A 21,606-nucleotide genomic window follows, 5' to 3' on the forward strand; every position below is an offset into this window, starting at 1 on the left:
AATCTGACCGGGATTGATGCGAAAAATGAATCATGCTGGATATTAAGCCGCTGCGTTACTTTATCGCGCTAGCCGAAGTGAAAAACTTCCATCGTGCCGCGGAACGTTTACATCTGTCGCAACCGTCACTCAGCCGCCATATCGCTGCGCTTGAGAAAGCCGTCGGCACTCTGCTGGTGGAACGCAATACCCGGCAATTGATGCTCACGCCAGCAGGTGAAAGCTTTTACCGCGATGCGCGCAAAATCCTCGAATCACTGCAACAGGCGCAAAGCCTCGCGCGTGAGACTGCGCTGGGTAAATCCGGTTCACTGCGCGTGGGTTTCACCATGTATTCAGCACACAGTGTCATTCCTGAATATGTGCGCCTGATCCGTCATCATTATCCCAACATCGCGTTGGAGCTGGAAGAAGCCGTCACTGAAGATCTGCCCGACAAAGTGCTGGCTGGAGAAGTGGATTTGGCGGTTTTGGTTGAAGGATCTTCACGCGTGGGCATGCAAACGCTGACCGTACTCACCGAACCCTTGTGTGTGGCCATGTCGCGCACGCATCCCAAAGCGAAAAGCCGCAAATTACAAATTGAAGATCTGCGCAATGATCCCTTTGTCATGACCGCCGCCAGTGCAGGCAGCCGACTGACGGCGGTGATCATGGATTATTGCCGTGCCCATGGTTTTGAACCCATGGTCAGTCTTCAGGTGCGTTTACAGCACACCATGTTGAGCCTGGTGAACGATGCGAGCTACGTGGCGCTGGTGCCTGCTTCAGTACAACAGCTGAAAATGGATGGCATCGTATTTAAACCCTTAGCCGATGCGCCGCAGGTTAATCTGGCCGTTGCATGGAGCAGCGACAACCGCAATCCTTGCCTGGAGAGTTTTTTAAAACTACTGATTCAGCGTCATCATCCAGAGTAAAAAGTGCGCCAGCCGCATAATATTCTGGGGTTGATGTTTTTTGACTTTGTTTTTCAAGTGGTTAATTAGCACATATTTTTACGCTATCGTGCATTTTCAGCCTGAAATCGCCAAAAATTCATCAATCAACGGGTTAAAAAATAAACCAATCTTTACTTAACCATTAAGCCAATTTTAATCTTCGCCACGTAGAGTGCCCTCACAGTTACAACCATCAGTAAACGAACTCAGGATTGCAGCGATACAACAGAACTCCTGTTGTTGACCCGCGTCTACAGAACGTACTGAACGTTGCGCTATCCGCTGGAGAGTTCCTTTGCTGCGATTATTATTTCTGTTGATGGGTGGCCCGGCATTGAGAGCCGGTTGGCCCTATCTGACGGCACTGGGTCTGCTGTGTGTGGCAGCCAGTGGCGGAATCGTAATGGATTTGCTGCAACATGGAAGTTTATCCTTCCCGCTGCATGTCCTTGGCATGTTTATGGTGGTGGAAGGTTTGGCTGAAGCAGTCGGGGCGATTTACCAGCCTGCGGGTATCGGATGGCCTCTGCTGGCAAAGTCAGCGGTGCTGATGTTATTCGGGGGCGTGGTTTTCCTCGCACCGCATGACAGCGGCCTGTGCATGTCGCTGGCTTTCGCTGCCATCTTTTTGTTAGATGGTGGTTTCCGCATTATCTCGTGTAGCCTGATGCGCTGTCGTCGCTGGACGTCCAAGCTGACGTTGGGCTGCGCGGAAATTATGTTTAGTATCCTGATTGCCACTGCCTGGCCGTTATCACCGCATGTCATTGTGCCGCTGTGCTTTACTCTACTGTTGGTGGGCTGGGGGATCAATCTGCTGATGATGGCTGCGCAAATTCATGCGTTGCCGGAAAATTCCAGTGTCACGGCGCTGCCTTTGTTTACCCGTAAGGGACTGCGTGCGCCACACGGGTTGGATTACCTGCATCCTCCTCTGAACGCGGCACCGGTGAGTGAGCCGTTGAATATCTATATCTGGACGCCGATCGGTTCTGGCAATGTGTCAGGACGTCGCCCGTGGTTTGACCGTTGGGTAGCGGCGATTGACCATCGGGGTGAGGTTTCAACTGGGCATACCTCACTGGAAATGGGCGACGAACTCTATATCAGTCTGTATCCCGTTGATGATGTCTCGCGCAGTTTTCGCGGTTTTCTGCAAACGCTGCGAGCTAAAGAGGAATATGACGTCGAAGGCTTTTATCGCTCCTCGCTGGAAAAAGAGATCAAAGCCTGGTGCCGGCCCGATAAACGTCTGGCGTTACCACACTATAACCAGGCTGCATTGCGAAACTACTGGCGGAGTAACGCCTCTCATACCCGATATAACCTCACATCACGCAACTGCTCAACCAGCGTGATGCAAGCGGTAGACGTGGCGACCGAAGGGTTGCTCGGCCAGCGCGGTTTAAAAGGATTTTGGGTGCTGCTCAATCCTGATTTTTGGTTGTTAAGCTTAGTGCGCAGTCGGGCAGAGGGGATGACGTGGACGCCGGGTCTGGTGATGGATTACTGCCTGCTACTGCGTCGCGTACTGGCCGCCACGGAGCGCGAAAGTCGCTACCAGAAAGCCGCCCAGCGGTTGAAACTTGAAGTCGGTGTGGCGGTGCGTCATTTGTTGCGTTATGCGTGGCGATAAAATGAGGGCGGCTGGCCAGTGACGCGACGGAACATCGTCGCGAATGAAGAGCCGCTATCATAGCCAAGCGAAAGGGCGACTTCATTTACCGATTTTCCTGCCACTAGCAGAGCCAGTGCGCTCACCACACAAGCGCGCTGACGCCAAGTGGAAAAGGACATGCCGGTTTGCTGCAGAAAGTGACGACGGAAGGTACTGGCACTCATAAATAAGGTACTTGACCAGCGTTCAGCAGGGTCGTGTATCGAGGGCGACAGCAGAAATGCCTGACACTGTGCCAGCAGCGCCGGATGCTGTGGCAGAGGGATATCAAACTCGCGAACAGACATCAGGGCAAGTTCAAGCTGCATTAATGTGATTAACGCGCGATCTCGCTCACTTTCGTAGAGTGCAGGCAGGTCCACCGCGCCCATCAGCAGTTGTCGCAGCAGGGGGGACACACTGATCACCCGGCAACGCTCTCCCTCACGCAAGGTGGCGGCAAGTGCAGGTTCGATGTACAGGCTGCGCGTCGAAACACCCGCAAACTTCACTCTGTGTATTGTTTCAGGTGGGATCCATACCGCGTGCTGAGGCGGAACTACCCATTCACCTTCCCGCGTGGAGACGTGCATCAATCCACTGATGCCATACAACAGCTGTGCACGACGATGTTGATGAGCGGGTAACACAAAGCCCAGCGGATAGTCGTTACCCAGCGCGATCACATCGCGATCCAAATGATCAACATCCTCTATTCGAACGTTACGCACTTTTCCTCCCATTGACCGGTTTGCAAGGGTAATTGAGCGCTGCGCAAATGGGAAGCAGGGCGCGGAGAACGTATGCTGCGTAATCTCTTCACTGATTGGGATAGGCCATTGAACGATATCGTTATTATCACTTTAGCAGGCTTCACCACTGGCATCACCACGGTCCTTTTTGGCTTCGGGGGCGGTTTTGTAGTGGTACCCTTTGTCTATCAATTGCTGTTACGCCAGCCAAATGTTGCCTCTCAAGCCATGCACATTGCGGTCGCGACATCGACAGCCGTTATGATCTTTAATGCGGGATGGGCAAGCTGGCAAAACTGGCGAGCAGGCAAGTTGCCCACACAAGTGCTGTTTCCGTTGTTGTGGTTTATTGCACTGGGGGCCGTGCTGGGATCCTGGCTGGCGGGATTACTGGGTGATGGTGTGGTTCGCACGCTGTTTATCCTTTATATGGTTATGACGATTGGCGATTGCCTGCTGCGAAGAGGTTTTTTCACTGGCACCACGACGCGCCCCTTATTGCTCAGAACCGTAAGTGGCGGTGGAATAATCATAGGCACCGTTGCGGCGTTGCTGGGCGTAGGAGGCAGCGTCATGACAGTGCCACTTTTGCGGCGCCATGGTTTTACGATGCAGGAAAGCGTCAGTGCGGCAAATCCGCTTTCACTGCCGGTGGCGCTGTGCGGCAGCGTGACCTACGCCATCAGCGGCTGGCAGCAGATTCCGATGAATGGTTTTTTGGGTTTTATCAGTTTGAAGAGTCTTGCACTTCTGGTAGGTGCAGGCTGGCTCGGCATCCTGTTTACCCGGCGCTACCTTCCCGCAGTCCCTGATGTATGGCATGCGCGCATTTATGTCCTGCTGCTGTGTATTGTGTTGCTGGCCATGGTGGTTTAAACAAAACCGTGCTGTCGTAATATGCCTTGCGCGGTGTCTGACATAAGGAAGGCCGCTAGCGGCTGGGCGCTTGAGGAGAGTGTCGCCCAGCCATACTCGGCGGTTACATTGTAAGCGGCTGGGATGATCAATACTTGCAACTGTGAACAGTGAGCCAGTCGTGGCGCGTAGCTGGTATAGCCAATAAACAGTTCCGCATGGTCGTTGTCGATTAACCATTGCGCGGCCAGCTCGCCGGTGGGAACGGCAAGACTGTCTGGACCTCCCACCAACGGACGCGCTTTTTGTCGCAGAAGGTCGCCACAACCACGATGGTGCTGTTCGATGTTGTCAAACAGTTGCCAGGTATAATCACCCGACGGATCGCAAAGTGGCGTTGAAGTGGCTAAGCGCAAATCAGCGCGAAGCAACAATGATAGCCAATCATCGCCTTCGGTGACAACGTCACGTTTGACGGTTAAACACAGCGTGTTTGCCGTAAAGCGCCCAATATTTTGCGCGCGCCCATGTTGCAACAGTGTTTGTGGGTGCAACAAGTTGGCAGAGGCGAATAAATCGCACGCTTCACCTTGTTCAATACGCTGGCGTAATAACCCGGCAGGACCATATTGAGTCTCCACCCTCAAGCCTGATTGCGCGCTGAATTCCGCAATCAGTTGTGGCCACACGCCACGCAGACTACCGGCTGCCAGTATTTGCAGTGTTGTCATGATAGGAAGTCCGATAAAAACGTTGATACCAGCGGTCAGCCTGCTGCTGCATATCGATGTCGCGGAATTTTTCCGGATAAAGTTTCTTCGCCATCCATAATTCACCCAAACCGATGGCTTCCGGCATCGGATAACCCCAGGCTTTAGCATATTCGGGCATAAACCATACCTGATGATTTTTTACAGCGGCAATGGTGCGCCAACGTGGGTCTTGGTTAATCTCCTGTACCACCTGCGGATAACGATCCTGTACAAAAATCACCTGCGGATCCCATGCCACCACCTGTTCCATGCTGACCTGCTTAAAGCCTTGAATTGTGGCGGCGGCGACATTGAGTGCGCCAGCGTGTGCCATCATCAGACCGGTATATTTGCCGGCGCCGTAGGTGGTGAGATCGGGGTTCGCCATATAGGCACGAACACGTTGCTGCTCTGGGATATCTTTCAGTCGGTCACTGACCAGCTTACGTCCGGCAAAAGCGGCGGCGATAAGATCTTTAGCCTGTTGCTGCTTATTGACCACTTCACCAATCAGCGTGATACCTTCTTTTATGCCAAGATCGTAAGCCTGATCTTCATTCTGCATGCTCGGGTTAATTTTCCCTTGCTGGCCGGCATCGTCATGGCGCAACGAAATCGCCAAGACTGGAATACCCAGCGCAGAGATCTGATCGATCATCTCTTTTGGCGCATAGTTGGTCACAAACACCACCTGCGGATGCAGCGTCACCAGTTTTTCTAAATCAACGTGGGTTAGGTCACCGAGCATGGCCTTATGCGTCAATTCAGGCACCAGCTGTGCGTAGCCATCGCCTAACTGTTGTTTCCAGTTAGCGAGGATCCCAACGACTTTATCGGTCGCATTTAACTGCACCATTAAATTCAGTGTTTGATGCTGGAGCACCACCACACGATCAACCTGATCGGGAATCGTGACTTCACGGCCAATCTGATCGGTGACAACACGGCTGGCGTAGCTGTGCATGGAGGTAAAAGTGAGCAAGCCGGCAAGAACAAGGCGATTCAATGTGGTGTTCATAGGGGTTCCCTGAAGCGTAATGCAGCGGATTATATAGCGCTTGAGAGTGGCTGGATATGACGGATTCAATAAACTACAGGTTGTTTGCGACAGTGCTCAGGAGCATCTGCTAAGATATTGCGCCATAAGTAGTGCGATCCGCTGCTGCTTATCACCTGTCAAATCAATAACAATCGCCATCTGGCTGTTTAGCCGGCATGGCTGTGGAGTGAATGTCGTTATGCTGCACGAAGTCGGTATTATTAATTTATGGACGTTTCTGGCGGGCGCGCTGGTGATTATTCTCTTACCTGGCCCAAATAGTCTGTATGTGCTGCGTACCGGTATGAGTCGCGGAGCGAAAGCGGCAACCCGTGCGATTGCGGGTGTGCTGCTAGGCGATATTTTTCTGATTCTTCTCGCTTGGGCAGGCGTGGCGACCCTGATTCGCACCAGTCCACATATCTTCATGATTGTGAAATACATGGGCGCAATGTTCCTGCTCTATCTTGGGGCAAAAATTATCCTGGCGGCTTTCCGTAAGCGTGGTGCCAGTGAACCCACAGTGCCCGTTAAAGAAGAGAACTACTTCCTACGCGCTATTCTGCTGGGGATTACCAATCCAAAATCGATTCTGTTTTATGTGTCGTTCTTTATTCAGTTTATCGATCCTGCCGTCTCCCATACGGCACCCGCTTTTGCGGTACTGGGTTCCATGATTCAGATGATCAGCCTAAGTTACTACACCGTACTGTTGCTGGCGGGAAGCGTGATGGTGCGTTTCCTGAAAAATCGCACGCGGCTGGTGAAACTGGCGAATATGTTGACAGGTATGCTGTTCTTTGGTTTTGCAGTACGTCTGGTCAGTGCGCAGAGCTAATTTTAATGATTCCGGCGCGCTTACTGGCGCGCCAACTGATTCATTGCCATCCACGCATGCTTTTCCGAAAGGATAGTTATACATCCGTATAGCTATACACAGAGAAACGGGGGAGCCTAGAATATCGCTTACCCTGGCGCCGTCACTTTTTGCGAAAGCCCATGCTACTTGCTAATCTGCTGGGCTCTATCCGCCGCGATTTGGCCCGCAAAGAGACGCGCTGATGAATTCAGACTCTGCTGTTATTATTCCGGATGGCGATGCGCCTTACTCGTTGGCTGACGATACCCTCTACACGCCACTGGCGCAGGAGGGGTCGATTGCCTGGTATCTCTGCCGGCGGATTTTTTCTGGCGAAAACTTCGTACTGGCCACCGCCGTAAACGATCGCCATGCTTTGCAAGCCACACAACTGCTGAAAAATGAATTCGCGTTGCGAGATTCTCTTGAAGAGAGTTGGGCGTTACGGCCAGTCACTCATACGCAATATCAGGGTTGCTATGCTCTGATTTATCCTCCCTTCGTCTTTACGTCTCTTGAAAGCCAACCATGCGGCAGTGCACTCTCGATGACAGTGTTTTTGCAGCTTGCGATTGCATTGTGTGAGCCGCTGGGGGCAATGCATCAACAGGGTATCGTCCACGGAGATATCAAGCCGGGCCATTTCCTCTTAAATGAGAGTGGCAACTGGCAATTAGGCGGTTTTGGTCTGGCTTTTAATCGGCCTACTGAAGCTACCCATCAGTTCAGTGGCGTCGGCGGTACGCCGGTGTATATGTCACCTGAGCACACTTCACGTACCTCACACCCGCTCAGTAGCCAGAGCGATCTCTACAGTTTCGGTGTGGTGTTGTATGAGCGCCTGACGGGTAAGTTGCCCTTTGCCCCTGCCAACGGGAGTGAGGCAGAGTGGATCCATCAGCATATTGCCTCTGAACCTTCGCCGTTGCATCAGTTCAGATCGGACATTCCGCCTGTGCTGTGTGAGCTGATATTGCGCCTGTTAGAAAAGAAACCCGCTAATCGCTACCAAACGGTCACGGGATTATTGGCCGATCTCAAACGTTGTCTCGTTAATCTGCGTGACGATAATGTGTTGCCCCCCTTTTTGTTGGGTATGCAGGACAGCATGGCAGCCAGCAATGTGGGCGTTTTTCTCCAACATCCGCAGGCGGCCGATCTGTTGGCGCGGTTTGGCCTGGTACAAAGCACTAACGCCAGTCGTTTGGTGGTGATTCAGGGGGAGCCAGGAAGCGGAAAAACATCACTCATCGCCTCTTTTACCCAGCAGCTCAATCAGAAGAACGCGCTGATCGCTCATAGCAGAGCCGATCAACACTCACCGGTGATTCCGTACGGTGTTATCACCGCCGCGTTTCGGTCTTTGATTCTGCCAATATTGGGGTTGCCAGCCTCCGACATTGAACGCTGGAAGGGGCGATTGGTGCGATTGCTGGGGGATTTTACCGGGCTTGCTGTCTACTTGCTCCCGGAGCTGGGGCCGTTGCTGAATACGCGCGCAGCAGAGCCCGCAGATGCCGTAGCTGAAAGCAACCGTGAGCGATTTAATCATATGGTTTGCAGCCTGCTGGAAGCTTTCGCCGTCCCTGGTGCACCGGTAGTGATGATCATTGATGACATTCACTGGGCCGACCTCGCCAGTATTCAATTGCTAAAAACCCTGTTGAAATATAGCGCCGATCTACCGCTGCTGGTGGTGATTTCCCAACGCGATCTCGACTCGTTGCCTTGTCCATTGGCCGGTGAACAGTTGTTAGCACTACAGCAACCTATCGGTAGCTGCGATCGTATTATCCCGGTGCCTCTCAGTGTGAAAGAGGTGGCGCACTGGCTGACGACGCTGCATCAGGCCAAAACGCCTGCCAGTGCGCAGCTCGCTCATATCATTCATCAAAAAACCGGCGGTAACCCGCTGTTCGCGCAGTCATTCTTCCGTCAGGCGGCAAATGATGGGCTGATCTTCTATTCCCGCCAGTCTTCGCGCTGGCACTTTGACGCCAGCAGCCTCCAGGCACGACAATACACCGATAATGTGGCCAGTTTGGTGTTGGAGCAGTTGGCATTGATGCCAGCTACCACGCAACATCTTTTGGCCCGCCTCGCATGCATCGGTGCATCCGGGAATTTGAGTCTGACAGCGAATCTGCTGGAGATGGATGCAGACGAGCTCCAGCGACTTTTACACCCCGCGACGACCGCACAACTTTTGCATCAGCAGGGTGAAGAGTTTCAATTTACCCACGCACGGGTGCATGAAGCCGCGTTCGCTCTGCTCAGTGACCCTGAGCAGCAACAGATGCATGAACAAATCGCGCGCTTTCTGGCCGTATGCGCGCGTCTTACGACCAACACGCAAATCCTGTTTCGCGCGGTGCATCATATTTCCCTGTCTGTCGCCGCGTTGCGAGAGAGTTCGCAGTGGGAGGAGTTACTCGGATTAAGCCTGATGGCGGCACAGCGTGCCAAAGCCACGGGTGATTATATTTCTGCACTGCGTTTCCTGAAAACAGCACACGCACTGAATGGCAAGCAGCAGCAGGAACATGATTTTTTCATCAGCAAAGAAGAAGCACAATGTGAGTTTCTCCAGGGCAATCTGACGCGTGCTCAAGCGCTGTGTCACAAGTTGATGGGCTCCTTTGGCCCCCTGGCAGATAAAACGGTTATTGCCTGCCTGCTGGCTGAAATTCACATGCGGAAGTCTGAACATCAGCTGGCACTGGAGACGGCACTGGCCTGGCTAACGGTCTTTAACATTCATATCAGCCGTAATCCGACCAAAGCCGAGTGCGATGAAGCAAGAGTTCGTTTGAAAGCGAGTGTGGGTAAGAATGCCTACGTGCGCTTCCGACCCCTGCCAAAGTTGCGGGACCCTTCTCTGCTGGCGGTGATGGAGCTGCTGGCCAGTGCCAGCTTCTTTGCTGCGTTTAATCATCCTCGTCTGCATTTTATGCTGATCTGTAAAATGCTACATATCACCATGGATCACGGTATTACGGGGGCATCCACGCTGGCGCTTTCCTGGTACGGTGTGATGTGCGGAGATCTTTACCATGAATACAGCCGCGGACTCGCCAGTGGCTTATTTGCGCTCGAGTTAGTCAATCGTAACGACCTTAAAAGTTATAAAGCGAAAACCATGTTGCCGCTGGGCCAGCTTAGCGTTTGGACCATGCCACTGAGTTATGCGATCAAATGTACCAAAAACACCTTCAATGAAGCGCTGGCCAGCGGAGACTGTACGATTGCCAGTCTGGCTATCCGCCACCAGGCAATGAACTATCTGGCGCGCGGCGATCATCTCGATGTGGTGTTGACCGTCCTTGAGCGAGGCCTGGCATTTGTGCGCAAGAGCGCCTTCGTGGATGTCGAGAGTGCTTTACTGATGCAGCGATATTACGTTAATCGCCTACGCGTATCGGCAGAAGGGAGTTTTACTGGGGCGGACCTTTTTCCTGATGATTTATTGCGTTTAGAGGTTGTTCCGACCATAGCCAATACGCTGGTGCTGCGCTTCTGGTGGTGGTTATACCAAGGCATGGCGCATTTTATGGCAGGAGAATATAACTGCGCGTGTGACTGTTTAGCGCAGGCTGCGCCGTTGAGCGAGAATATTCCCGGTCATATTCACCTGATGGATTTTCATCTCTATAGCGCGTTGGCATTAACCATCCCACTGCAGCCACAACACTACACTTCTGACATACAGCAGGAGTTGGCTCGCCATTATGATCGCATCGCACTGTGGGCGGTGGAGAATAAAGGGACGTTCGCAGATAAAGAGGCACTGCTGCGTGCCGAACGTCTGCGACTTGAGGGGCGAGTGGTGGAAGCTATGGAATGTTACGAGAGCGCGATTACGCTTTCGCTGCAGGGTGAGTTTCACCCGATTAATGCCATCGCCAACGAGTTAACTGCGCGTTACGTACAAAGTTGTGGATTGAAGACGGCAGGCGATGCCTATATCAAAAAGGCGATGCTGGCATGGAGGCGCTGGGGGGCTTTTGCCCGTTTGCGCCAGTTGGAACAAACCTATCCGCAGTTAGTCGAGAGTGAAAGTGCCTCGCAATTTCATACCATTCCCTTTGCGCGTAATGAAGCCGTACACGACCTGCAAAGTGTATTAACGGCAGTACGAGCATTGACTGAGGAGATCAACCTCGACCGACTTATCCAGATTTTGATGACGATGCTGCTGGAGCGAGCAGGTGCGCAGCGCTGTCTTTTGATTCGTATCCGTGACGGCAATAAACCCGAAATTGAAGCACGCGCTAAAACGACGTCAGAAAGCTATCGCGTGAAAATCGTGAATGACACGCCGCTGGCGACAGATCTGCCTTTGTCGGTATTGATGGCTGTTATCCGCACGGGGCAGGAGATACGTACCGGTCAACCGGATGTGTACAGCCCGTTTAGTCAGGACCCCTATCTGGTGGCATCTGGCGCAGCAGTGATGTGCGTACCGATGTTCAAACAAGCGCGTATGGTGGGCGTGCTCTATCTGGAAAATCGCTTAATGCCTGATGTATTTTCATCTGAACATTCGCGCATTATTCGTATTCTCGCTGCGCAGGCGGCAGTGTCGATTGAAACGGCGCGACTGTATGCGGAATTACTTGAGGAGAACATTCAGCGTCGCCGAATAGAAAAAGAATTACGCGCCAGCCAGACCTCGCTAATGCTGGGCGAAAAAATAAGCCATACCGGGAGTTGGCGCTGGGATGTCACGCAGGATCTTATTCTGATGTCAGATGAGTGTCCTCGGATCCTGGGCCTGCCGCATGAGCAGAAGACCATCAGCATGGTGGCGTTTCTGAAAATGGTGCACCAAGACGATGTGAATCGCATTCAACAACTGGTTGATGACAGCGTGGATCGCGGTGTTGCGATGCGTTCCGAGTTTCGCCTGCTGCGCCCGAATGGGGAGTGCCGTTATCTTTCCGGTATGGGTGAGCCGGTTGAGCAGGGCACGGGCAACAGCGAGTATTTTGGCATCATTACCGACATCACTGATTACCGTCAGGCGGAGGATGCGGCACGTGTTGCACAGGCGGATTTGGCTCGGGTATCACGCGCGAATACCGTTGGCCAATTGACTGCCTCCATTGCCCATGAAATCAACCAGCCGCTGATGTCGATTGTTGCTAATGCCGGTGCCAGCCTGCGCTGGTTAAACCGGGAGTCTCCGGGGCTTGAACACGCGCGGCAAAGTTTGAAAGAAATTGTCACGGAGGGCCAACGTGCTGGGGATATCATTCGCGGCTTACAGGCACTGACGCGAAACCAGGATTCTTACTACAACGCTGAAGATCTGCATCAAATTGCGCAACACATTATGTCGTTGTCACGCAGTGAGTTAGAGCGTCACCGCGTTACAGTGGTGATAGCCTTAAAAGCCCGTGCATCTACAATTTTATGCGATACGGTACAAATACAGCAGGTGTTGTTAAATCTGGTCATCAATGCGATTGACGCAATGTCCAGTAATGATGAGCGCCAGCGTGTTATCCGCATCACATCCTCTAACCCTGGTGAGGGGTACGTGCGGTTGGAGGTGGCGGATACGGGGACAGGTTTGGATTTGGACGTGATGAAGCGAATATTTGACTCGTTCTACACCACTAAAAATCACGGGATGGGGATGGGATTAACCATCAGCAAGGGCATTATTGTGCGCCATCGTGGAACGCTTCAGGTTGCAAACCGAGATCCTTATGGATGTGTATTTTGGTTTGACCTACCATTAGACGCAGCTGAACACGGATGATTGCAGATTAATAGCTGATAGGGCAGTGCTCACTCTCCAGTCAGCTATGGCGCATTTTGATTAATTAAGTCAGAAATCTATTATTGTTGTGCACGCACTAATACCAGACGCTCTGAGGCGCGCACTAAATCAGAAATGGTGCGTGATTTCATCTTATCCATCAAATTACGCTTATGCACCTTCACGGTTATTTCACTGACACTCATCTCCATGGCGATTTGCTTAATCATTAAACCTTTAATGGTAAACTCCATCACTTCGCGCTCGCGAACGGTGAGTGATTTGTAGCGCTGTGTCAGTTCGTTTAGCTCTTGCTGCTGGCTGAGACTGTTTTGTGAGAGTTGCAGCGCTTCTGCGACCACATGTAACAGACGTTCCGGATCGGCGGGTTTAGTGAGAAACTCAAATGCACCGGCCTTCATGGCGCGCACTGTGGTCGGAATGGTACCAAACCCGGTGAGGAAGACCGTGGGAATGTGCATCATCAGGGCGTTCATCTTATCAATAACCCGCAAACCATCGCTGCCTGGCATATTCAAATCCAAAATCAGACAACTGGGCACGTCGCTACGTGCTTCGGTAAGAAATGCTTCTGGCGTGGAAAAATCCTGCACCTGATAATCTTCGGAGTGTAATAGACTGCAAAGCGAACTTCTTACGGCAGGGTCATCATCTACGATATAGATAATTGGATTCATGGATTTGCCTGATTGTCTGACCTAAATGAACGAAAAAGGATTAAAAAATGAAAATGTTGAATATCAAGGCACTGCAAATTTTTTTCAGATTAATAGCACAGCCGCTTGCGGTAAACAATGGGTTCACTTCTGATAATCGAGTAATAGGGTTGAATGCTGTTAATTAATCCATATCGATGAATAAAACATCATGGTATCAAGCGGAACGGAAATAAGATTGAGGTTAAGTATCTAATAACATCAGAGATGTTAGGGTGTAATGAATTATGTCTGTATGATTTTTTTACTTACAAAAGTAAAAATGCATTTCATTTATTTGATTGTGAGAGCGGATTAGCGGGATTGAAGGGCAGCTCAGCACATAAAGGCCGAGCCGCCAATGGCTCAGCTAATCACACCATGTGGGTCGAGAACATACTTGGCTGCGACGCCTGCATCAAAATGAGCATAGCCCTGTGCCGCTTCTTCCAGAGGAATAACTTTGGCGTTAACGATTTTGGCGATCGGTAAGCGATCGTGCAGAATCGCGTTCATCAGCTGGCGGTTGTAACGCAGCACTGGGGTTTGTCCCGTGTGCAGTGATTGTGCCTTCGACCAACCCAGACCAAATTTGAGGCTGAGAGATCCTTCCTTCGCGGCGTTTTCCTGTGCGCCAGGGTCCGCGGTGACATATAAACCCGGGATACCAATGTTGCCTGCCACGCGAGTAATTTCCATCATCTGGTTGAGTACCACCGCCGGTTGCTCTTTACCAGAATGGCCGCGTGCCTCGAATCCTACCGCATCAATAGCAGAGTCAACTTCCGGTACGCCGACGACTTGGGCAATCATCTCGCCTAAACGATCGTGCTGACTCAAATCGATGGGCACAAATCCCATCTTAGCAGCATGATTCAAACGCTCTTTGTTGAAATCACCCACCATTACCACTGCCGCACCGAGGATCTGTGCTGAGGCAGCAGCGGCTAAGCCCACGGGGCCTGCTCCCGCGACATAAGTAATGGAGCCTACACCTACGCCAGCTTTGATTGCACCGTGGAAGCCGGTGGGTAAGATATCTGAGAGCATGGTGAGATCGAGGATTTTCGCCAGAGCCTGATCGCGGTCAGGGAATTTCAACAGGTTAAAATCGGCATAGGGCACCATGACATACTTCGCCTGTCCACCCACCCAGCCCCCCATATCCACATAGCCAAACGCACCACCGGCACGTGCAGGGTTAACGGTTAAACAGACGCCAGTATCTAGCTCACGACAGCAGCGACAGCGGCCGCAGGCGACGTTAAACGGCACAGAGACGATATCGCCGACATTGAGCATCTCGACATCTGAGCCTTTTTCGATAATTTCACCGGTAATCTCATGGCCGAGTACCATACCTGCGGGGGCGGTTGTTCGACCGCGCACCATGTGCTGATCAGATCCACATATATTGGTGGATAGCACCTTAAGAATCACCGCATGATCAATTTTTTTACCGGCGGGATTAGTAAACGTCGGATCGGCAATATCCTGTACTTCAACTTTACCGGGACCTTGATATATAACGCCTCTGTTTGAATTAATACCCATGCATCCTCCATTAGATTGGCTGGGTTTGATTAATAACATAATACGGAATTATCGATGGGTAAGCGGCCAGCAATGTGGCCTAATAAATATAAGGTCACATCAGAGGATTAGCGCAATGGCGAAGCGAGAACTTTATTATAAGTTGTGAGAAAGGTCATGGAATGGCGTAAACATATATAAAGGTTTCTGATGGTGATTAATAGCAAGCAATTAAATGCGAGGTGTAAGTGAAAGTCATTCAATTCCATCTTTAACTGTGCTGGTGGGATTAAATATGGATTTATTTGTCACAGGGGAAGTAAGGGGGTTTCATTCAGGGTACTAATAACCCCCATTGAATGTGAAAGTCATAGTCATAGGTTGAAAATAGATGGCTTAAATTAATGAAATGGCACTCAGTCGATATAATCCGAGGAGCGCACTCCCCGGATCGCAGAATTACCCTAGCCAGCCAATTAGCGCTGCTGCGCAAAGACAATAGCCGCCAAACAAGTGCCAACGGTCATGTGCTAACCAGCGAGATAGCCAGCGTAGCGCTAGCAAACCGGCTGCAAAACTGAGCACCATGCCCACTACGCTTGGCAACAAGATGCCGCTGCTTATCGGGACACTACCTACAGGGCCGCTGGTGAAAGCGCGTAATCCCTCTTTGACTATGACGGCCGGTGTGAGTACGACGGCCAGCGCAAAGCTGAACTCTTCGGTGCGCTTTCGTGCCACACCCAAGGTGAGCCCAGTTGAGATTGTTGCACCTGAACGTGAGAAGCCACGGAACGGTAAGCACAGTCCTTGAACCAAACCGATACCTGCAGCGCTCAGCGGCGAGAGTTCACCCTCGTCTTTCTCTTTTAAGCGAGAGGAGACAATGATCAACAAGCCAGCAGCGGCTAAACCCGTGGCGATAATTTTGCTATTACTGAAAAGTGACTCTATTTCAAAAGTATCAGCATTGGCTGCGAAAAAGGTTTTAATTAATTTCATCAGTGTTAGTCCGACAATGCCGGTCACGCAGGTGGCAATAATGATGAATAATACATTTTTCTTAAATGCACTTGCCGAGCTGAAATAAGTTTCTCGCCAGTTTTGCCAAAAATAAACGATCACGGCAAACATGGTGCCGGTGTGTAACATGACCAGTAACAATGTCATCTGTGGTGAGCTGGGATCGAGCCCCAGTATTTTCTCTGCCATGATGACATGTGCAGAACTGGACACTGGCAGTAGTTCAGCTAACCCTTGAATAATAGCGAGAATGGATACATCAAGATAGTTCACCCGTTCGTCCCCTATAAAATGCCATTGGAATGTCTGATTTATATTAACGCCCTCACCCTGGCACATTTTCCTTTGAGGTCGTGATAAGTTTTATCCTATTTATAAATCTGTTGATGAAGTGTTTAGTAAAATAAAAACTGATAGGGGAAAGATGACATTTTTATTAATCAATGCTCAATCCTGTGATTTAATTCCGCAGGGTGACACCTGCCAGCTCTCGCTAACGAGTGTGGTATATGCCACAAGATTGGCTAACCGATCCCGATCCCCGTTGCGCCAGCTTGTCGGGCTATGTCAACCCCGCCTGACATAGCCGTTGGGAGTAAACATTGCGTCAGAATAAACATATTTATGTGATAGCGATGGGCCTGTCATTCTAGGCTGACAGCCGATAAACCTTTTCCTACCGCCTTCGTCTCTGCATCACGTTGCATTCCATGTAATATCGCCGCCTTTGATGTGGTGTAGGGATGACTAAATGACGGACACGTTAATGAGCCGCCGCCAGCCTTCTGTCTGGTGGGGCGCAATGATTATTTGCGGCACTGTGGTGGGGGCGGGCATGTTCACACTGCCGGTGGTGATGGCTGGCGCATGGTTTGGCTGGGCACTGCTGTTGCTGCTGGTCAGTTGGGGGGCGATGCTGCTGTCAGGCTTATTGTTTATGCGCACTAGCCTGCATTATCCAATGGGGGCGGGATACGACACGCTTACCAAAGATCTGCTGGGCCGTCGCTGGGCGGCACTTAACGGCCTAAGTATTTTGTTTGTGTTGGGGATTCTGACTTACGCTTATATTTCTGCGAGTGGACCGGTGTACCAACACTCGCTGAATGAGGCGGGAATACCGTTGTCCACTGCAGGGGCAAAAATCACGTTAACGGTCGGTGTTGCGGCGGTGGTTTGGCTAGGCACCCAAGGCGTCAGCCGTATTATGACTTTCTGCGTGCTGGCAAAGATCCTTCTGCTAATTCTGCTTTTCGGCGGCCTACTCACCCAGGTTAACTTACCGTCGCTGGTCAGCCCCGCACCGGCAGGTGAAAGCTATTGGCCGTATGTGCTTGGCGTGCTGCCTTTTTGTCTGGCCTCATTTGGTTATCATGGCAATATCACCGGCCTGGTGAGTTACTACAACGGAAATAAACCGCTAATTGCCCGCGCACTGTTTCTTGGAACCCTATTGTCACTGGCGCTGTATCTGTTTTGGATCATCTGCACCATGGGTAACATACCACGAGCCTCTTTTCCCGCCATCGTGCAACAAGGCGGAGACATCGCAGCCTTAATGGCCGCTTTACGCGACCATCTGCATGTCAGTGCCCTGGCGTTTATGATGTCTGTTTTTTCTCACTTCGCCGTCATCGCATCCTTTCTGGGTGTCACCGCTGGGTTGTTCGATTTTATCTCCGACCGGTTAGGGTGGGGAAATTCACCCACAGCACGCTTTAAGACAGCATGTTTAACCTTCCTGCCACCGCTTATCGCGTCGCTCTTTTGGCCGCACGGTTTTGTTGCCGCTATCGGTTTTGCAGGATTGTTTGCAACCTTGTGGGCAGTGATAGTCCCGGCATTACTGGCGTGGAAGGCACAGCAGCGTTTTGCCACGATGCCGCGCTCGCTGTTACTGATTACACTTGTCATGCTCTTCGGTGTGCTCAATATTTCGGCATGGCTTCTGAGTTGGTTAGGTTGGTTACCGACCTTTGGCAGCGCTTAAGTCATACCGGACAAGGTACTGTGTAAGATCTCACTAAATGCAGCACAGGTTTTTGACGTTTCGCTGCTGTCTTCGGGCCCTTGCAGCAGCATAAACTCTGCTAATGGCAGCGAGGGGAAGTTCAGCGATTCACCCCATTGATTTAACTCAGCGGGAATGGCTGATTGATTGAGGCATCCAACACCCAGTCCTGCAACCAATGCCGTTTGGAGCCCCCGTACACCTGAAGCAATATGACGAATCAGATACGATCGCTGATGTTGCTTCAAGGTGTGGCAGGCGAGTTGGTGCAGAGAACAGCCTTCAGGAAGCAGTGCCAGCGGCAGGGGTTCATGTTGGGAAGTGGGAGTATTTCCAACCCACATCATGGGTTCACGCAGCAGGAGGGTTTCGCGTGCATTCGAAGCGGGTGGATGGATGCCGGGAATACGCATCACTATGGCGAGATCGATTTCACCTTGGTGCCAGGCGTTTTCAATGTCGCGGCTTTTCCCCATCATTGTTCGCAGCCTCAAGTGGGGGTAATCACGAGCAAAACGCCCCAGAATCGTGAGCATATCTGCGGGGCGGCAGTAATCAGTAATCCCTAACCGAACTTCCCCATTGAGTGTTACACCTTGTAAATCCCGCCATGCCAGATCCGCAAGTGCCAGCAAATGGCGGGCGTGTTGCAACAATTTTTCACCCGCTGCGGTAGGGGTGACACCATTTTTGCTACGCAACAGTAACGTCTGGTTGGCGCGCAGCTCCAACTTGCGTAGTTGCTCACTCAGTGCTGATTGCGACAGGCAGCGCAGTGGTGCGGCGGCGGTAAGGCTGCCAGCATCGACAGCGGTGACAAAACTGCGCAACTGTTCCATATCAAAGCTATTCATATGATCCATCGGTTTTTTGGTTGGATGTTATTATATATTCCCGTTTTACCGATGGATTGCAATGCGCGATAGTGCTGTGGACCCCAACTAAGGAGAAATCACATGCCACATATTGTTTTGCAGTTATCGGGTGAACGAGACGCTGATTTGATGCAGAAATCCGTTCAAGTGATCCAAGACCTGACAGCCGAGGTATTGGGTAAAGAGCGTGGGGTGACCGCCACCACCGTGCAGTTTATCCCAGCAGACCAATGGTTTATTGCAGGAAAAGCGCTGTCAGAAACGGGAGGCAGTGCGTTCCATCTCGATATCAGTATTACGGATGAAACCAATACCAAAGCCCAGAAGGCTCGCTACCTAAGGGAGATTTATCAGGCGCTGGCCGCACTGCGCGGTGATCTGCATCAGGAGAGCTATGTGCATCTGATTGATGCGCGTGCAGCAGCCTATGGATACGGTGGCGTTACTCAAGAGTGGCGCCATCAGCATGCGTAATGTTGATGAGTTACTGGTTATCGTTACAACATACATTTGGTTTTCAGTACTCAAAACAGTGCGAAATGTGACTATGGTGCGGCTAGAAGGCTATTCAGTCATTTGATGTTGATGCCCGGCATGACTGCCGGGCGCATGCGCTTAGACTTCAATACTTGTCAGCAATGCATTTTGAATAATTTTCTGCGCTTTTAATGGATTCTGCTCGCGCTGGGCTTCTTGCAGGGCAGCGATGTCAAGTTTGTCCAGGGCGCGATAGATGTGCTTAAGGAAACGTATGGAGAGGTTGGCCGCTTCGACATGGTCTTCCCTGAAGGGGAACTGGTCCAGTTGCCACACACCATCCCAGTTATTGATCTTGAGCACGTAGAAGAATTCGAAAATCTCGGTCATGTGAACGGTACCGACCACCAAATCATCATCCCAGCCGCGCAGGTTGTCGTTAACATCCATCCCGAACAGACGGCCACGATCAATAATTAACTGGGCGGAATCAGCGGGAGACTCCCCGGCAAACAGGGCATGGCCGAAATCCAGTAGAACGCCAACGTTATCAAGGCCAATATCTTCGATTCCCAACAAAGTACGGGCCGCTGAATCCCAGGTCATCTTCACACGCGGTTCACGTGGTTTGTACTCGATAGCGAATTTGACATCCGGGTTGGCACTGGCCAACTCACGCATACCGTCGACCGCCATCTTCCACAGTTTTTTATGATCCACCTGGAACGGATAATCCCATCCATCCTGACCGGGCCAAACTTTCACGTAGTTAGCGCCCAGTTCACGCACCACTGTGGCGGCTTCATGCATCAATTCAAAGGCCTGCTGGCGTATGGCGGCATCGGGGTTGGTGAAGGCACCGCGTGAAAATTTGCGCAGATAGATTTCAGGTGTCACACCAATCGCTTTCAATCCTGCGTCTGCGAGAGCCTGTTTGACTTGCTCTACGGTCACGCCCTCAGTGAAAGGGTATGGCACATCAACATAGGACAAGTCTTCAACACTACCGGCGAGTTTTATCTGGTCCAGCGTACTGAGCGCGGGGCCATAACCATCCACGGCATAACGGTCGATATAATTGGCAAAATGCCACAATCCGGCACCAAATTTTGGGTAGGTGTAGCTACTCATTAGACATTCTCCTCGGATCGGTAGAGTTTAGCGTTAGAATGAAAGTGATTGAATATATATTCATATGTGGTTATATATTCCATTCTGCGCCTCGTTATCCTCTCTTCACCAGCAATAGATGGTGAAAATGGAAGCGCTATCACACTAATCCTTCGAGCAGCTCAACCCATCAAGCCGAGCAGAAACAGAAATCAGTTTTCAACGATAACGACTTACTAATCGGTCGCAGCCCTCGCTTTCAGCCAACTAATAAAAGCCTCAACCTTAGGCCAGCGTCTGTCCGCATGCGTACTGATGTAATAGTGTTGGGCGCACTGAAGCTCGGTGTTGGGGAAAGGCATGATGAGTTCACCTGAACGCAGTTTTTCTCCGATCAACCTTTTACGGCCGATTGCGACACCTGCGTGATGAACTGAGGCCGTTACGGCCAACTCTGCCTGGTCAAACTCGGTTCCGCGCGCTGCTGAAATATCGATGGCGTAGTGCTGCGCCCACAGTTGCCACTCGCCGCCGCCTGAATTCATGCTCCAGGCTTTCCTGTCATGCAGCAAACGACAGGAAGAGAGGTTATGAGGTTGGTCGATGAGCTCAAAGCGTTGGGCATATTCTGGGCTACAGACAGGAACAATGGTTTCATCCATGAGATGTTCCTGGTGAAAGCTTCCGGCAAGGGCATCATCAAAGCTAATGGATAAATCAACGCCCATCCGGTGAAGGTCAATCTCTTCATTCCCCGTCAGGATGACGAGGTCAATTTGCGGATAAGCCTCAAGAAAAGATGCCACGCCAGGACTGAGCCAAGACTGAGCAAAAGAGGGCCGACAGTACACCGTTAATCGTCCCGAAAACCCCTGATTCTTAATGCTCTGCACTTCCTGATTGAGAAAGTTAAGCGAGGTATTCATTGCGGCAAAAATGCGCTCGCCCTCCAGCGTGAGTTCGACTTTCCGGTGGGAACGGTTGAACAAGCGAATATTTAACTCGTTCTCCAACTGACTAATGCGATGACTCACTGCACTGGGTGTCAGAGCAAGTTCTGCTGCTGCCACCGAGAAAGATGCGCAGCGGGCCGCGACTTCAAAGGTATAGAGCCGACTCAGTTGACCGCCATTTATTTCACGCAAACCGTTGTCCTCATCATGGATAGATAGGGGGGGGATTATAGGGCTATCTCACTGATGAATAGTGTTTATATATGATTATTTTTCCGCATGTTTA

16 protein-coding genes are annotated in these 21,606 nt (G+C 51.3%); 7 read left to right on the top strand and 9 right to left on the bottom strand.

The window, feature by feature from the left end; genetic code table 11:
• Positions 1-32 precede the first annotated feature (32 nt).
• Together F3J38_RS03145 and F3J38_RS03150 are read left to right on the top strand one after the other, a co-directional pair.
• Entirely contained in the window at positions 33-920 is an 888-nt protein-coding gene (locus F3J38_RS03145; RefSeq protein WP_167134997.1) for a LysR substrate-binding domain-containing protein, read from the top strand.
• Between the two features lie 316 nt (positions 921-1,236).
• Positions 1,237-2,577 (top strand): HdeD family acid-resistance protein, encoded by a 1,341-nt coding sequence (locus tag F3J38_RS03150; RefSeq protein ID WP_167134998.1) that lies wholly within the window; start codon positions 1,237-1,239, stop codon positions 2,575-2,577.
• Here the strand turns inward: F3J38_RS03150 and F3J38_RS03155 are convergent.
• Entirely contained in the window at positions 2,562-3,329 is a 768-nt protein-coding gene (locus tag F3J38_RS03155) for an AraC family transcriptional regulator (RefSeq protein ID WP_167135000.1), read from the bottom strand. The two genes, F3J38_RS03150 and F3J38_RS03155, sit on opposite strands and share 16 nt — an antisense overlap.
• A 108-nt stretch (positions 3,330-3,437) precedes the next feature.
• Between F3J38_RS03155 and F3J38_RS03160 the strand changes: the two genes are divergently transcribed.
• The gene (locus tag F3J38_RS03160; protein ID WP_167135575.1) at positions 3,438-4,226 is read left to right on the top strand and encodes a sulfite exporter TauE/SafE family protein; all 789 of its coding nucleotides are present in this window, start codon (positions 3,438-3,440) and stop codon (positions 4,224-4,226) included.
• On the opposite strand, the gene F3J38_RS03165 is transcribed toward F3J38_RS03160, so the two are convergent.
• The gene (locus F3J38_RS03165; RefSeq protein WP_167135002.1) at positions 4,223-4,936 is read right to left on the bottom strand and encodes a molybdate ABC transporter substrate-binding protein; all 714 of its coding nucleotides are present in this window, start codon (positions 4,934-4,936) and stop codon (positions 4,223-4,225) included. The genes F3J38_RS03160 and F3J38_RS03165 overlap by 4 nt on opposite strands.
• The gene (locus F3J38_RS03170; protein WP_167135004.1) at positions 4,905-5,975 is read right to left on the bottom strand and encodes an ABC transporter substrate-binding protein; all 1,071 of its coding nucleotides are present in this window, start codon (positions 5,973-5,975) and stop codon (positions 4,905-4,907) included. Before F3J38_RS03170 ends, F3J38_RS03165 begins: the two co-directional genes overlap by 32 nt.
• 220 nt (positions 5,976-6,195) lie before the next feature.
• On the opposite strand from F3J38_RS03170, the gene leuE reads away from it, so the two are divergent.
• Together leuE and F3J38_RS03180 are read left to right on the top strand one after the other, a co-directional pair.
• On the top strand, positions 6,196-6,834 hold the full coding sequence (gene leuE, locus F3J38_RS03175) for a leucine efflux protein LeuE (protein ID WP_167135006.1): 639 nt from the start codon (positions 6,196-6,198) through the stop codon (positions 6,832-6,834).
• 223 nt (positions 6,835-7,057) lie between these two features.
• Entirely contained in the window at positions 7,058-12,622 is a 5,565-nt protein-coding gene (locus F3J38_RS03180; protein ID WP_167135008.1) for a trifunctional serine/threonine-protein kinase/ATP-binding protein/sensor histidine kinase, read from the top strand.
• 80 nt (positions 12,623-12,702) lie between these two features.
• Here F3J38_RS03180 and F3J38_RS03185 read toward each other — a convergent pair whose 3' ends face one another.
• The 3 genes from F3J38_RS03185 to F3J38_RS03195 all read right to left on the bottom strand — a co-directional run bounded on the left by F3J38_RS03185 (position 12,703) and on the right by F3J38_RS03195 (position 16,167).
• Positions 12,703-13,320 (bottom strand): response regulator transcription factor, encoded by a 618-nt coding sequence (locus tag F3J38_RS03185; RefSeq protein WP_167135010.1) that lies wholly within the window; start codon positions 13,318-13,320, stop codon positions 12,703-12,705.
• Positions 13,321-13,704: 384 nt separating this feature from the next.
• Complete coding sequence (gene fdhA, locus F3J38_RS03190) at positions 13,705-14,892, bottom strand: formaldehyde dehydrogenase, glutathione-independent (protein WP_205298095.1); 1,188 nt, start codon at positions 14,890-14,892, stop codon at positions 13,705-13,707.
• 438 nt (positions 14,893-15,330) lie between these two features.
• Positions 15,331-16,167, bottom strand: a complete 837-nt coding sequence (locus F3J38_RS03195; protein WP_369410981.1) for an undecaprenyl-diphosphate phosphatase — start codon at positions 16,165-16,167, stop codon at positions 15,331-15,333.
• A 478-nt stretch (positions 16,168-16,645) separates the two neighbouring features.
• Between F3J38_RS03195 and F3J38_RS03200 the strand changes: the two genes are divergently transcribed.
• Positions 16,646-17,884, top strand: a complete 1,239-nt coding sequence (locus F3J38_RS03200; RefSeq protein ID WP_167135014.1) for an aromatic amino acid transporter — start codon at positions 16,646-16,648, stop codon at positions 17,882-17,884.
• Here F3J38_RS03200 and F3J38_RS03205 read toward each other — a convergent pair.
• Entirely contained in the window at positions 17,881-18,759 is an 879-nt protein-coding gene (locus tag F3J38_RS03205) for a LysR family transcriptional regulator (RefSeq protein ID WP_167135016.1), read from the bottom strand. The genes F3J38_RS03200 and F3J38_RS03205 overlap by 4 nt on opposite strands.
• 102 nt (positions 18,760-18,861) lie before the next feature.
• Here F3J38_RS03205 and F3J38_RS03210 point away from each other — a divergent pair, with 102 nt between their 5' ends.
• Entirely contained in the window at positions 18,862-19,254 is a 393-nt protein-coding gene (locus F3J38_RS03210; protein ID WP_167135018.1) for a tautomerase family protein, read from the top strand.
• A 141-nt stretch (positions 19,255-19,395) separates the two neighbouring features.
• On the opposite strand, the gene F3J38_RS03215 is transcribed toward F3J38_RS03210, so the two are convergent.
• Both F3J38_RS03215 and dsdC read right to left on the bottom strand, forming a co-directional pair.
• Entirely contained in the window at positions 19,396-20,388 is a 993-nt protein-coding gene (locus F3J38_RS03215; protein WP_167135020.1) for a sugar phosphate isomerase/epimerase family protein, read from the bottom strand.
• A gap of 215 nt (positions 20,389-20,603) precedes the next feature.
• Positions 20,604-21,533, bottom strand: coding sequence for a DNA-binding transcriptional regulator DsdC (gene dsdC, locus F3J38_RS03220; protein WP_167135579.1), 930 nt, complete (start codon positions 21,531-21,533; stop codon positions 20,604-20,606).
• Positions 21,534-21,606: the final 73 nt, after the last annotated feature.

The sequence above is a fragment of the Candidatus Pantoea formicae genome, assembly GCF_011752625.1.
In the GTDB taxonomy this organism is placed as follows: domain Bacteria; phylum Pseudomonadota; class Gammaproteobacteria; order Enterobacterales; family Enterobacteriaceae; genus Pantoea; species Pantoea formicae.